General features: G+C 60.4%; 13 protein-coding genes. 6 read left to right on the top strand and 7 right to left on the bottom strand.

The features are described 5' to 3' along the window. Positions 1 to 5 precede the first annotated feature (5 nt). Positions 6 to 320, top strand: a complete 315-nt coding sequence (locus AB7M23_RS06445; protein ID WP_102053008.1) for a tetratricopeptide repeat protein — start codon at positions 6 to 8, stop codon at positions 318 to 320. A 61-nt stretch (positions 321 to 381) separates the two neighbouring features. On the opposite strand, the gene AB7M23_RS06440 is transcribed toward AB7M23_RS06445, so the two are convergent. Beyond that, positions 382 to 1,269, bottom strand: a complete 888-nt coding sequence (locus tag AB7M23_RS06440) for a lysophospholipid acyltransferase (protein ID WP_065759109.1) — start codon at positions 1,267 to 1,269, stop codon at positions 382 to 384. Between the two features lie 39 nt (positions 1,270 to 1,308). Further along, positions 1,309 to 1,860, bottom strand: coding sequence for a DNA-3-methyladenine glycosylase I (locus tag AB7M23_RS06435; protein WP_454240442.1), 552 nt, complete (start codon positions 1,858 to 1,860; stop codon positions 1,309 to 1,311). Positions 1,861 to 1,942: 82 nt separating this feature from the next. Between AB7M23_RS06435 and glyQ the strand changes: the two genes are divergently transcribed. The 4 genes from glyQ to AB7M23_RS06415 all read left to right on the top strand — a co-directional run bounded on the left by glyQ (position 1,943) and on the right by AB7M23_RS06415 (position 6,357). Then, positions 1,943 to 2,890 carry a glycine--tRNA ligase subunit alpha gene (gene glyQ / locus AB7M23_RS06430; protein WP_099773224.1) on the top strand — a complete coding sequence of 316 codons (948 nt, stop codon included), beginning with the start codon at positions 1,943 to 1,945 and terminating at the stop codon, positions 2,888 to 2,890. Then, on the top strand, positions 2,887 to 4,941 hold the full coding sequence (glyS, locus tag AB7M23_RS06425) for a glycine--tRNA ligase subunit beta (protein ID WP_102053010.1): 2,055 nt from the start codon (positions 2,887 to 2,889) through the stop codon (positions 4,939 to 4,941). The genes glyQ and glyS overlap by 4 nt, the downstream gene beginning before the upstream one ends. Positions 4,942 to 4,944: 3 nt before the next feature. Then, complete coding sequence (gene gmhB / locus AB7M23_RS06420; RefSeq protein ID WP_065760484.1) at positions 4,945 to 5,478, top strand: D-glycero-beta-D-manno-heptose 1,7-bisphosphate 7-phosphatase; 534 nt, start codon at positions 4,945 to 4,947, stop codon at positions 5,476 to 5,478. Between the two features lie 108 nt (positions 5,479 to 5,586). Next, positions 5,587 to 6,357: a lysophospholipid acyltransferase family protein gene (locus AB7M23_RS06415; protein ID WP_065760485.1), complete on the top strand. Its 771-nt coding sequence runs from the start codon at positions 5,587 to 5,589 to the stop codon at positions 6,355 to 6,357. A gap of 171 nt (positions 6,358 to 6,528) precedes the next feature. On the opposite strand, the gene AB7M23_RS06410 is transcribed toward AB7M23_RS06415, so the two are convergent. Further along, positions 6,529 to 8,151, bottom strand: coding sequence for an MFS transporter (locus tag AB7M23_RS06410; RefSeq protein WP_409278941.1), 1,623 nt, complete (start codon positions 8,149 to 8,151; stop codon positions 6,529 to 6,531). A gap of 105 nt (positions 8,152 to 8,256) precedes the next feature. Next, the gene (locus tag AB7M23_RS06405; RefSeq protein ID WP_454240441.1) at positions 8,257 to 9,903 is read right to left on the bottom strand and encodes a GMC family oxidoreductase; all 1,647 of its coding nucleotides are present in this window, start codon (positions 9,901 to 9,903) and stop codon (positions 8,257 to 8,259) included. A 137-nt stretch (positions 9,904 to 10,040) separates the two neighbouring features. On the opposite strand from AB7M23_RS06405, the gene AB7M23_RS06400 reads away from it, so the two are divergent. Beyond that, positions 10,041 to 10,928, top strand: coding sequence for a LysR family transcriptional regulator (locus AB7M23_RS06400; RefSeq protein WP_454240440.1), 888 nt, complete (start codon positions 10,041 to 10,043; stop codon positions 10,926 to 10,928). Positions 10,929 to 10,937: 9 nt separating this feature from the next. On the opposite strand, the gene AB7M23_RS06395 is transcribed toward AB7M23_RS06400, so the two are convergent. From AB7M23_RS06395 to AB7M23_RS06385, 3 genes are read right to left on the bottom strand one after another with little or no spacing between them, the layout of a single operon-like run. After that, positions 10,938 to 11,756, bottom strand: coding sequence for a sulfite exporter TauE/SafE family protein (locus AB7M23_RS06395; RefSeq protein ID WP_454240439.1), 819 nt, complete (start codon positions 11,754 to 11,756; stop codon positions 10,938 to 10,940). Next, entirely contained in the window at positions 11,753 to 13,030 is a 1,278-nt protein-coding gene (locus tag AB7M23_RS06390; protein ID WP_065760490.1) for an NAD(P)/FAD-dependent oxidoreductase, read from the bottom strand. The genes AB7M23_RS06395 and AB7M23_RS06390 overlap by 4 nt, the downstream gene beginning before the upstream one ends. Before the next feature lie 38 nt (positions 13,031 to 13,068). Continuing rightward, positions 13,069 to 13,953 (bottom strand): MBL fold metallo-hydrolase, encoded by an 885-nt coding sequence (locus AB7M23_RS06385; RefSeq protein ID WP_065760491.1) that lies wholly within the window; start codon positions 13,951 to 13,953, stop codon positions 13,069 to 13,071. Between the last annotated feature and the right edge of the window lie 96 nt (positions 13,954 to 14,049).

Here is a 14,049-nt window from a genome sequence, read left to right as displayed (position 1 = left end):
GGCAGATGCGCGAATCACTGGAAAAAATGCTCGCCAAGGGTGTGGATAACGCCCTGTTGCGCTTCGGTCTGGGCAAATCCTGGCTGGATGAGGGCAACGCTGCCGAAGCCGCTGTACACCTGCAACGCTGTGTAGATTTCGATCCGAAGTATTCCGCGGCGTGGAAGCTGCTGGGCAAGGCACATCAGGCGCAGGGCGACCTGACAGCGGCACGCCAGGCCTGGCAGCAAGGCCTGGACGCAGCAAAGGCGCATGGCGACAAGCAGGCGGAAAAAGAGATGACGGTGTTTCTGAAAAAGCTCGACAAAGCGCAACACTGAGGCGTACTTGTCGCGTGCAAGGCCGGCACCTGCGGGGGCCGACCTTGCCTGCGACGCAACCTCAATACCAGCGTGATTCGCCTGCTGGGCGCTTCTTGAAGCGCTTCATGCTCCACATGTACTGGCTCGGGTAGGCCCGCACATAACGCTCGATTACCTGGCTCATCGCCGCAGCCGAGGTTTCAGTGTCTTCGCTGTACATGGCCTCAGGCGCTGCCTCGAGGATGACCTTGAAACCGGAACCGTCCGGCAGGCGCAGCGCATGCAGGAACACCCCTACGGCTTTGCCACCGGCCAGCATGTTCGGCACGAACTTGCTGGTCAGCGCCTGGGTGGCGAAAAACGGTACGAATATGCCTGCCGATTCGGCTGGCTCAGGGTCGGCAGGAATCCCCACCTGACCGCCCTTGCGCACTTCCTTGATGATGCTGAGGATGCCTTCCTTGGTCGACGCCGCGACACGGTTACCCAACTGCACACGCTGTTCACGCAGCAGGTCATCGACAGCCTTGAGTTTGGGCGGACGGTAGAAAATGATCGGTTTGCACTGGCTGCAGTAGAAGTGGTTGAGCACTTCCCAGTTGCCCAGGTGGCTGGTGATACCGACGACCCCCTTGCCCGACGCCAGGGCTTTTTCCAGCACCTCAAGCCCTTCGACCTCACGCACCAGCGCAAGCGAGCGCTTGGCTGGCCAGATCCAGGCACAGGCGCTCTCGGTGAACGACTTGCCGATGTCCATCAGCGTGCGGCCTACCAGCCGCTCGCGCTCGGCGGCGTCCATCTCCGGAAAACACTTGGCCAGGTTGATGCGCACGACATTGCGCGAGCTATTCGGCAGCTTCCACATGATCCAGCCGATTGCCGCGCCGACCCGTTGCACTGCGCCCCATGGCAGCTTGGCAAACAACCGCAGCACCCCGACCATCAAGGCGCCCTTGAATTTATCCACAGGCAGGTTCCTCCTTCTGCAAGCCGGGCATTGTACCCCTCAGCGCAGCAAGGCGGCGTAGCGATCACAATCGATGGTGTGATCCATGACCATGCCCGTGGCCTGCATGAAGGCGTAACAGATGGTGGGCCCGACAAAGGTGAACCCGGCTTTCTGCAGTGCCTTGCTCATGGCCTGGGCCTCGACAGTCACTGCGGGCACCTCACTGCGCTGGCTGAAATGATTGATCTTCGGCTCACCGCCGACGAACGACCAGAGCCAATCGGCCGGGTTTTCCAGTTCAAGCCAGGCCCGGGCATTGCGCCGGGCGGCATTAAGCTTCAGACGGTTGCGAATGATGCCCGGATCAAGCAGGCGCTCCTCGATTTCGTCGTCGCTCATCTGTGCCAGTCGCTGTGGATCGAAGCCAAACAGCACCTGCCGGTAGCGCTCTCGCTTCTTCAATACGGTGATCCACGAAAGCCCTGCCTGAAAGCCTTCAAGCAGCAGCATTTCAAACAACCGGCCGGGATCTCGCAACGGAACACCCCACTCCTGGTCGTGATAGGCCTGATAAAGTGGATCGTCGGTACACCAAAAGCAGCGTGGCATAAGGCTCCAGAGGTAGAGGCCCGCAAGAATCGGGTTATACTCCCGCTCTTTATATTCGCAGCCCTAGAAACAGGTGAATTTCGTGAGCCAGCCTACGCCAGCCGTGCGTACCTTCCAAGACTTGATTCTCGCCCTGCAGAACTACTGGGCCGAGCAAGGTTGTGTGGTACTTCAGCCCTACGATATGGAAGTAGGCGCCGGCACTTTCCATACCGCCACGTTCCTGCGCGCCGTCGGCCCGGAAACCTGGAACGCCGCCTATGTACAGCCAAGCCGTCGCCCGGCTGACGGCCGTTATGGCGAAAACCCTAACCGCCTGCAGCACTACTACCAATTCCAGGTGGTGCTCAAGCCGAACCCGGCGAACTTCCAGGAACTGTACCTGGGCTCGCTGAAAGCCATCGGTCTTGACCCACTGGTCCACGACATTCGTTTCGTTGAAGACAACTGGGAATCGCCGACCCTCGGCGCCTGGGGTCTGGGCTGGGAAATCTGGCTCAACGGCATGGAAGTCACCCAGTTCACCTACTTCCAGCAAGTGGGCGGTATCGAGTGCTTCCCGGTCACCGGTGAGATCACCTATGGCCTGGAGCGTCTGGCGATGTACCTGCAGGGTGTCGACTCGGTCTACGACCTGGTCTGGACCGACGGCCCGTTCGGCAAGGTGACCTACGGCGACGTGTTCCATCAGAACGAAGTGGAGCAGTCGACCTACAACTTCGAACACGCCAACGTCGAGAAGCTGTTCGAGCTGTTCGACTTCTACGAAAGCGAAGCCAACCGCCTGATCGAGCTGGAACTGCCGCTGCCAACCTATGAAATGGTTCTCAAGGCATCGCATACCTTCAACCTGCTCGACGCCCGCCGCGCCATCTCGGTAACCGAGCGTCAGCGTTACATCCTGCGTGTACGGACCCTGGCCCGGGCCGTGGCACAAAGCTACCTGCAAGCCCGCGCCAAGCTGGGCTTCCCGATGGCATCCCCTGAATTGCGTGATGAAGTGTTGGCTAAGCTGGAGGCTGCACAATGAGTGCTCAAGATTTCCTGGTTGAACTGGGCACCGAAGAACTGCCACCCAAGGCCCTGAGCGCCCTGGGCGACGCTTTCCTCGCCGGTATCGAAAAAGGCCTGCAAGCTGCCGGCCTGAACTACAGCGACAAGGTCGTGTTCGCCGCACCACGTCGCCTGGCGGTATTGATCCGTCAACTCGATACCCAGCAGCCTGACCGCAGCATCAATGTCGATGGCCCACCGCGCCAGGCCGCGTTCGATGCCGAAGGCAACCCGACCCAGGCGGCCCTGGGCTTCGCCAAGAAGTGCGGCGTAGAGCTGGCGCAAATCGACCAGAGCGGCGCCAAGCTGCGCTTCTCCCAGCACATTCCGGGCAAGGCCACCTCCAGCCTGCTGCCGACCATCGTTGAAGACTCGCTGAACGACCTGCCGATTCCCAAGCGCATGCGTTGGGGCGCGCGCAAGGAAGAGTTCGTCCGTCCAACCCAGTGGCTGGTCATGCTGCTGGGCGATGAAGTGGTCGATTGCACCATACTTGCCCAGAAAGCCGGTCGTGAATCCCGTGGCCACCGTTTCCACCACCCGGAAAACGTACGCATCAGCTCGCCGGCCAGCTACCAGGAAGACCTGCGCAAGGCCTACGTACTGGCCGACTTCGCCGAGCGCCGTGAGCTGATCAGCAAACGTACCGCCGAGCTGGCGATGCAGCAGGAAGGCACCGCGATCGTGCCACCGGCACTGCTCGACGAAGTGACCGCGCTGGTTGAATGGCCAGTGCCGCTGGTCTGCTCGTTCGAGGAACGCTTCCTCGAAGTGCCACAGGAAGCCCTGATCACCACCATGCAGGACAACCAGAAGTACTTCTGCCTGCTGGACATCGACGGCAAGCTGCTGCCGCGCTTCATCACCGTGGCCAACGTCGAGAGCCGTGATCCGAAGCAGATCATCCAGGGTAACGAGAAAGTCGTGCGCCCACGCCTGACCGACGCCGAGTTCTTCTTCAAGCAAGACAAGAAGCAGTCCCTGGAAAGCTTCAACCTGCGCCTGCAGAACGTCGTCTTCCAGGCCCAACTGGGCAGTGTCTTCGACAAAGCCGAGCGCGTAGCCAAGCTGGCCGCCTTCATCGCTCCGCATATCGGTGGCGATGCCAAGCGTGCCGCCCGTGCCGGCCTGCTGTCCAAGTGCGACCTGGCCACCGAGATGGTCGGCGAGTTCCCCGAGATGCAAGGCGTAGCCGGTTACTACTACGCACTGAACGACGGTGAGCCGGAAGATGTCGCCCTGGCCCTGAACGAACAGTACATGCCACGCGGTGCAGGTGCCGAGTTGCCGTCGACCCTGACCGGCGCAGCCGTGGCCATCGCCGACAAGCTCGACACTTTGGTCGGTATCTTCGGCATCGGCATGCTGCCAACCGGCAGCAAGGACCCCTATGCCCTGCGCCGTGCCGCGCTGGGTGTGCTGCGTATCCTGATCGAGAAGCAGCTGGACCTGGACCTGAACGATGCCGTGGCCTTCGCCGTGGCCCAGTTCGGCCACACGGTCAAAGCCGCTGGCCTGGCCGATCAGGTGCTGGAGTTCATCTTCGACCGCCTGCGTGCACGTTACGAAGACGAAGGCATCGACGTCGCCACCTACCTGTCGGTTCGTGCATTGAAGCCCGGTTCCGCACTGGACTTCGACCAGCGCGTGCAAGCCGTTCAGGCCTTCCGCAAGCTGCCGGAAGCCGAAGCCCTGGCCGCCGTGAACAAGCGGGTTTCCAACCTGCTGAGCAAAGCCGAAGGCACGGTTGCCCACCACGTCGAGCCGAAGTACTTCGACAACGCCAACGAGTTCTCCCTGTACTCGGCGATTCAGCAAGCCGATCAAGCGGTGCAGCCAATGGCCGCAGCGCGTCAGTACAGCGAGTCGCTGGCACGTCTGGCAGCCCTGCGTGAACCGGTCGATGCCTTCTTCGAGGCAGTGATGGTCAACGCCGAAGACGCCAAAGTGCGGGCCAACCGTTATGCCTTGCTCAGCCGCCTGCGCGGTCTGTTCCTGGGCGTAGCTGACATCTCGCTGCTGGGGTAAGCCTTGAAACTGCTGATTATCGATCGGGACGGGGTGATCAACGAGGACTCCGACGCGTACATCAAGTCGGTGGAGGAGTGGATACCGATCCCCGGCTCGATCGAAGCGATCGCGCAGTTGAGCAAAGCCGGCTGGACGGTGGCAGTCGCCACCAACCAGTCCGGCATCGCACGCGGCTACTACCCCACGGCCACCCTCGACGCCATGCATGAACGCTTGCGCGGCCTGGTGGCCGAGCAGGGTGGCGAGGTCGGCCTGATAGTCCATTGTCCGCACGGCCCGGATGACGGTTGCGATTGCCGCAAGCCGAAGCCGGGTATGCTCAAGACCATTGCTGCGCACTATGCCGTGGAATTGGCCGGACTTTGGTTTGTCGGTGACAGCAAGGGTGACTTGGAGGCTGCGCTGGCCGTCGATGCACAACCCGTTCTGGTAAAAACCGGGAAGGGTGAACGGACCCTGAGCAAAGGGCTACCAGCAGGCACCTTGGTTTTCGAGGATCTGGCGGCCGTCGCCAGAGCACTTATCCACACGTAGAGCGCCGCCGAATATTCGTCGCCTCCAGGGCCGCAGTAGTGGTTCTGCGACGAGCGTTCCCCCGGTGCACTCCAACAGGCGGGCGAGCCCGCAACGGTACATGCCGCTATGTCGATCCTGCAGGCGATCAGAATCTTTCTTTTTTACCTGCTGTTGGGTACCAGCTCCTTGCTCTGGTGCACCCTGAGCTTTTTTATTGCGCCGTTCCTGTCGTTCCGCGCCCGATACCGTTTCATCAACGTGTATTGGTGCCGCTTCGCACTGCTTCTGGTTCGGGTTTTTCTCGGTATACGGTTCAAGGTAACCGGGGCTGAGAACATTCCTGAACAGCCCTGTGTGATTCTTTCCAATCACCAGAGCACCTGGGAGACCTTTTTCCTCTCCGCCTATTTCCAGCCCTTGAGCCAGGTGCTCAAGCGCGAACTGCTTTATGTACCGTTCTTTGGCTGGGCGATGGCCATGCTCAAGCCCATTGCCATTGATCGCGACAACCCCAAGGCCGCGTTGAAACAGGTCGCCAGCGAAGGTGACAAGCTACTCAAGCAAAACATCTGGGTCCTGATTTTCCCGGAAGGCACCCGTGTGCCATTTGGCACCATCGGCAAGTTCTCCCGTGGCGGTACCGCCTTGGCGGTAAATGCCGGGCTGCCGGTGCTGCCGATCGCCCACAACGCTGGCAAGTACTGGCCCAAGGAAGGCTGGGGTAAATTGCCCGGCACCATCGAGGTCGTCATCGGTGCGCCAATGTGGGCCGAAGGCACCGGGCCACGGGCTATCGCCGAGCTCAATGACCGCGCAGCAGCCTGGAACGAGCAGACCCAACGCGACATGGGCTCCCTGCCGCCCGTGGCGCAAAATGAAGCCCAGAGCACACACTGACGATCTGTGGATAACTTGTGTACAGTATTTTGATAAATCACCACTACGATGAGCTAAGTGATTAATTTAAATACTTATTTCTCTGTATGACTGTTTTCTGAAAATCGTGCATAAGTTTTTTCACGGCATAAAAAAACCGGCGTTTACGCCGGTTTTTTTTATGCCATCAGATCAGACCTTGTCGATGTCCACGTCGCGGGTTTCTTTCAAGCAGAACAGCCCCACCACCAGGCTGATGCCGGTAATCAACACCGGGTACCAGAGGCCGTAGAAGATATCGCCGGTGTACACCACCAAGGCGAATGACACCGTCGGCAGGAAGCCACCAAACCAACCGTTGCCAATGTGGTAGGGCAGCGACATCGAGGTGTAGCGAATGCGGGTCGGGAACAGCTCGACCATCACCGCCGCCAGCGGGCCATAGGTCATGGTCGCAATCAGGATCATCACCACGATCAGCAAAACCACCATCGGCTGGTTCACCGAGGCCGCATCTGCCTTGGCTGGGTAACCCGCCTTGTCGATGGCTGCACGCATCGCCGCTTCATCGAAACCACTGATTTGCTGATCGCCAATGGACACGACCACAGGGCTGCCAGCGGCTGCCGTCTCGGAACTGTAAGGCAGGCCCTGCTTGACCAGGAACGTCTTGACCTTGTCGCATGGGCTGTCGAAACGCGCCTTGCCCACCGGATCGAACTGGAAGGTACAGCCTTGTGGATCGGCAATGACCACAATCGGCGCCTGGCGGCTGGCTGCGTCGATCTGCGGGTTGGCGTAATGGCTCAGGGCTTTGAACAACGGAAAGTAGAGCAGGGTGGCCAACAGCAGGCCTGTCATCAGGATCGGCTTGCGCCCGACCCGGTCCGACAGCCAGCCGAAGAAGACGAAGAACGGCGCACCGATGACCACGCTGATGATCAACAAGGTGTTGGCCTGGCCAGGGTCCATCTTGAGCATCTGGGTCAGGAAAAACAGCACGTAGAACTGCGCGGTGTAGAACGTCACGGCCTGCCCGGCATTGATACTGAACAGCGCGGTGAAGACCACCTTGAGGTTTTCCCAGGAGCCGAAGGACTCACGAATCGGCGCACGGCTGGTTTTACCCTGAGCCTTCATTTTCACGAAGGCCGGCGATTCGTGCATGCTCATGCGAATCCAGGTGGAGATCGCCAGCAGCACAATAGACAGCAGGAACGGCAGGCGCCAGCCCCAGACTTCGAACTGATCACCACTGACGTAACGGCTGGCCAACACCACCAGCAGGGACAGCAGCAACCCCAGGGTGGCTGTGGACTGGATGAAACCGGTATGGAAGCCACGCTTGCCGGGCGGGGCATGCTCGGCAACATAGGTCGCGGCGCCGCCATACTCACCACCAAGCGCCAACCCCTGAAGCATGCGCAACACCACCAGAATGATCGGTGCGGCAATGCCAATGCTCGCATAGGTCGGCAACAAGCCCACGGCAAAGGTCGACAGGCCCATCAGCACAATGGTCACCAGAAAGGTGTACTTGCGCCCGATCATGTCACCCAGGCGGCCGAATACCAGCGCCCCGAATGGGCGTACCAGGAAACCGGCAGCAAAGGCCATCAAGGCGAAGATAAAGGCTGTGGTGTCGTTGACCCCGGCAAAGAACTGCTTGCTGATGACGGCCGCCAGGGCGCCATAGAGGAAAAAGTCATACCACTCGAAAACCGTCCCGAGGGATGACGCAAAGATGATCTTGCGTTCTTCCCGGCGGCTATTCACCACCGTTGCCGCGCCACGCTCTTGGATGTAGTCCGACATCGTTGTTGTCCTCGGCCTTGAGGCCACAGTGATTATTGTTGTTGTTCCACTGTCGGTGCCGGGCGACTGCATCCGGCGCTCCGTTTACCACATCACCCTGTCAGATCAGGGTGTAACGACTGCCGCTGTAACGGTCCCCCTTGGGCTTACCGCATTGTTGAGTATCAGCTGTGCCGCCTTCTCGGCGATCATCAGGGTCGGCGAGCAGGTATTGCCCGAGACAATCTGCGGCATGATCGACGCATCGGCGATACGCAGGCCGGATACGCCGTGTACACGCAATTGAGCATCCACTACATCCAGCGGCCCGCTGCCCATACGGCACGTACCGACCGGATGAAAGATGGTGGTACCGATCTTGCCGGCCGCTTCGTACAGCTGCTCCTCGGTCTGCAACGCCGAACCCGGCAGGTATTCCCGCGGCTGGAAAGGCGCCAGGGCAGGTGCCTGCACGATCTGCCGGGTGAGGCGGATGGCCTGGGCGGCAACCTTTAGGTCCTGCGGGTCACTGAGGTAATTGGGATCGATGGTTGGTGCGGCTGCTGGATCTGCCGAACCGATGTCGACCCGGCCACGGCTGGCCGGGCGCAGGTTACAGACCGATGCAGTGAAGGCCGGGAAGCGATGCAGCGGCTCCCCAAAACGCTCCAGTGACAACGGCTGCACGTGATACTGCAGGTTGGCGCTGGCCTGCTCCGGCCCGGAGCGCACGAAGGCCCCCAATTGGCTCGGCGCCATCGCCAATGGCCCGCTACGGTCGTACAGGTAGCGCAAGCCCATGCCGACCTTGCCCCACAGGCTGTTGGCGACCTGATTCAGGGTTCGGACATTGCTGACCTGGTAGATCAGGCGTAACTGCAGGTGATCCTGCAGGTTGCCGCCAACACCCGGAAGCTCGTGCCGCACAGCAATGCCCAAGCGTTCGAGCAAGGCCCGAGGACCGATGCCGGAACGTTGAAGAATGCCCGGAGAGCCTATCGCGCCAGCACACAGAACGATCTCTCGGCGCGCCGTAAAGCGTTGCCAGTGGCCCTGCCAACGAGCATTGACTGCCGTGGCACGCCCGTCTTCCAGTACCAGGTTGTCGACCAGAACATCGGTCAGTACGGTCAGGTTGGCCCGCGCCTGAACCGGCCGCAGAAAGGCTTTTGATGCATTCCAACGCACACCAGAGCGCTGGTTGACCTGAAAATATCCACAACCCTGGTTATCACCGCCGTTGAAATCACTCACGCTGGCAATGCCGCTCTGGGCCGCCGCTTCGCGAAACGCGTCGAGAATCGCCCAGGAATAGCGCTGTTGTTCGACCCGCCACTCACCGTCGGCACCATGCACGTCGCTGGCACCGGCAAAATGCTTTTCGCTGGTTTTGAACAGTGGCAAGACATCCTTCCAGGCCCAGCCGGGGTTGCCTGCCTCTGCCCAGCGGTCATAGTCCTGAGCCTGGCCACGCATGTAGATCATGCCGTTGATCGAGGAACAGCCGCCCAGCACCTTGCCCCGTGGATAGCCCAGGCTGCGGCCTTGCAAACCGGGTTGAGCCTGGGTCTTGAAGCACCAGTCGGTGCGCGGGTTACCAATGCAATAGAGGTAACCGACAGGGATATGAATCCACGGATAGTTATCGCGTCCCCCTGCTTCCAGCAGCAGCACCCGGCAACCCGGATCGGCAGAAAGCCGATTGGCCAGGAGACAGCCGGCAGGGCCAGCGCCGACGATGACATAGTCGTAGGAATGATCGGCTGATGCCATGAGGGACCTCGCGCCTATTTATTATTCTTGTCCCGGTCCATGTTATTGATTAATTTCGCGATGAAAACGTTAGATTTCGCTCAAGTGCTGTGCGTTTTAGAACAACGCACGTGAATACCTGATTCACAAGGAAAAGCATGTTCGACTGGAATGATCTGCGGTTTTTTCTCGAGTTGCAGCGCAGTGGCCGGCTACTGACCGCCGCCAAGCGCCTCAACACTACCCACAGCACGGTGGCCCGGCATATTGAAAACATCGAACAAAGCCTGGGCACCCCCTTGTTCGTACAGCATGCCCAAGGCTACGAACTGACCCCGTCCGGCCAGGCCCTGCTCAAGCACGCCGAAGCCATGGAAAACGTTGCCCTGCTGGCCCAGGAAGAAATTACCCAGGCCATGACGCCGCTGGGCAAGATTCGCCTGGGCGTCACCGAAGGCATCGGCATCATGTTCTTCACCCCACGTATGGCGGGCCTGTTCGAGCGCTACCCGGGGCTGGAGGTGGAGTTGGTGGCCGTGCCACGCTTTGTCAGCATCCTCAACCGCGAAGCCGAAATCAGCATTCACCTGGAACGCCCCAACGCCGACCTGTTGATCACCCGCAAGCTCACCGATTACCGCCTGGCGCTGTATGCCAGCCCTGATTACCTGGCACAGGCACCGCTTTTGAACTGCCGCGAAGACCTGGCTCGGCATAACTGGATTGGTTATGTAGACGACCTGCTGTTCAGCCAGGAGCTGCTGTTTCTCAACAGCTTCTGTCGAGCCCCGAATGTGGTTTTCCGCAGCACCAGTGTGATCGCTCAACATCAAGCTGCACGGGCGGGGTTGGGTATCGCTGTGCTGCCCAACTACATGGCCCGCCACGACCCGGGGCTGGTACGCGTGCTGCCCAGCGAAACCATCCAGCGCAGTTACTGGATCTGCACCCGTCGCGAGCTGCACAAGTCGGTACGCTTGAGAGTGGTTTGGGACTACCTGCTGGCACTCTGCGCCGAAGAGCAGAGCGCCTTGCTGGCCAAGTAGGGCGCCGTATCAGGCGCCCAGGGTCTTGACCATGAGCAGCAGGGCGGCGGCAATGCCGACCAGAGCAAACACCTGCTGAAGTCGAGGCCCGGCGACTTTGTGTGCAAACTGCCGGACGATGACCAAACCGACCACCGCGCCAATGGCAAAGGGCAGGCCAACGCTCCAATGCATCACACCGCCCAGGCTGGCACTCACCACACTGCCAACGGACACCAGGGCAATCACCGCCAGTGAAGTGGCGACAATGCTCCTCATCTCCAGGTTGGTGTAGCGGGTCAAGGCCGGGATGATTACAAAGCCACCGCCCACCCCCAGCAAACCCGACAGCAGCCCGGAGAGCAGGCCCGTGAAGGCCAGCGCACGGGCACAGGGCAACGTCCACCGCAGGCGCCCCTGCAGAGGGTTCAGGACACAGGGCTGAACATCACGCGGCAGCGATCCACACCCCCCTTTCAGTTCATGCCGCGCCTTGAGCAACATCCGCACGCAGACATAGATCAGCACCACGGCAAAGGCCAACGCCAACGGCGCGTTGGGCAGCCGATGCGCCAGCAGCAAGCCCAGTGGCGCCGTGAGCAACCCAAGCGAGGCAACGAACAGCGCTGCACGGTAGCGCACCACGCCCTGACGCAAACCCAGCACTGCACCAACGCCTGCGGCCAGGCCCACCGCCAGCAAGCCAACGGGCGCAGCTTCAGCCATCGACAAGCCCAAACCGAACACCAGAAGCGGCACGGCAAGAATGCCACCGCCAGCACCGGTCAGCGCAAGAATGGCCCCAATGATCGCGCCCAGCCCGGCCCCCAGAAATTCATGCTCGATCACTGATGGGCCTCACGTGGCGCGGGTAACGGCTTGGCCATCCACTCACGGCCTTTGAGCATGCAACGCCAGTACAGCGGCGGCAGGATACGCTCCTTCAACAGCCAGGCCAGGCGGGTCGGCTTACGCCCATCAAGCAGCCAACGAGGGAAGCTTGGGGCAACCTTGCCGCCATAGGTGAACTCGGCCAACACGATCTTGCCGCGCTCCACGGTCAACGGGCAGGAACCGTATCCGTCGTAGTGCACGACATCCGCCAGGCGCCCCAACGCGACCAGTACGTTATTGGCAACCACAGGAGCCTGCTTGCGCGCAGCGGCGGCGGTCTTGGCGTTCGTGGTGTTGGTGGCATCGCCAAGGCCATGGATATTGGCAAAACGCCGGTGGCGCAGGGTTGCCGGATCGACGTCGATCCAACCCGCTGCGTCCGACAAGGGGCTGTTACGTATGAACGTCGGCGGCACTTGCGGGGGCACCACATGCAGCATATCGAATGGCTGAACCAGGGTTTCGCTGCTGCCGTCAGGCAGGGAGCGCACAAAGGTTGCCTGCTTGGCCGGCCCATCCACCGCTACCAGGCGATGGGCGTAGTTCAGATCGACCGCATACTTGTCGATGTACTCCATCAGCGCAGGCACGTAGTCGGCCACCCCGAACAACACCGCGCCGGCATTGAAGAACCGTGCCTGGATATTGTCCAGGCGGCCGCTGCGCAACCAATGATCGCACGACAGGTACAAGGCCTTCTGCGGTGCGCCAGCGCACTTGATCGGCATCGGTGGCTGGGTGAACAGGGCCTTGCCTTTCTCCAACTGCTGAACCAGCTGCCAGGTGTACGGCGCCAGGTCATAACGGTAGTTGGAGGTCACACCATTGCGACCCAAGGTTTCACTCAGGCCTTCAATCGCATCCCAGTCAAGCTTGAGGCCCGGACAGACAACCAGTTGTGCATAACTGATCAGCCGACCATCCTCCAACTGCACCGTCTGCGCCTGAGGGTCGAAGAACTGTGCGGCACCCTTGATCCAGGTCACACCCTTGGGAATAGCCGAGGCCATACTACGCACCGTGCTCTTGGGCTGGAACACGCCAGCACCGACCAGCGTCCAGCCAGGTTGGTAGTAATGAACCTCGGCCGGATCAATGATTGCCACATCGAGGGACGAATCGCGTGCCATCAGGCTGGAGGCAGTGGCAAGGCCTGCTGCGCCGGCACCGATGATCAGGACTTTGTGGTGCGCACAGGCGGGCGACGTTGAAGATGATTGAGCAAGCATGGCAGTGTTTCCTAAATAATAATTCTGTCGCGCCGGAATCAGATGGCGTTGAGCGGGATCTTCAAGTAGCGCACGCCGTTGTCTTCAGGCTCGGGCAACTGACCGCTGCGCATGTTGACCTGCACCGAGGGCAGGATCAGCACCGGCATCTCCAGCGTCGCGTCGCGGGCTTTGCGCATCGCCACGAACGCCTCTTCGCTGATACCTGCATGCACATGAATGTTGTTCTCCCGCTGCTCGGCGACCGTGGTCATGTAACGCAGCTCGCGACCGCCTGGCAGGTAGTCGTGGCACATGAACAGCCGGGTATGGTCAGGCAGGGCAAGGATGCGCTTGATCGAGCGGTACAACGTGCCTGCGTCTGCACCGGGGAAATCACACCGCGCAGTGCCGTAGTCAGGCATGAACAAGGTATCGCCGACGAACGCTGCAATTTCACCGCCCGCTTCAACGATGTACGTCATGCAGGCCGGGGTATGACCTGGGGTATGCATGGCCCGCGCACGCAAGCCGCCAATCAGGAATTCGCTACCGTCCTCAAAGAGCACGTCGAACTGACTGCCGTCACGGGCGAATCGACTATCGGCATTGAACAGCGCACCGAAGACTTTCTGCACTTGGGTGATATGGCTGCCAATGGCGACCTGCCCACCGAGCTTCTCTTTCAGGTACGCCGCCGCCGACAGGTGATCAGCATGCACATGGGTTTCCAGAATCCATTGCACCTTGGCACCCAACTCGGTCACCCGCGCAATCAGTTTGTCCGCCGAGCACGTATCGGTACGGCCAGACTTGGGATCGTAGTCCAGCACACTGTCGATCAGTGCACAGTGTCCGCTGTCGCGATCCATCACCAGATAACTGATGGTCCAGGTCGCGCTGTCGAACAGTGCTTCCACATACAGGTTGCCGCCAATGATCATGACCTTCTCCCGATAAATCCATTGATGCCAACGTAAGGCATAGCTGGCAGTCGCAGGGCTGTCATCAAGATATGTGCCATCGGTCGGGAAAGGCTT

The organism is Pseudomonas sp. HLS-6 TE3448 (genome assembly GCF_053629555.1).
The sequence above is the reverse complement of the archived record's forward strand: the minus strand, read 5'-3'. Positions and strand labels throughout refer to the sequence as shown.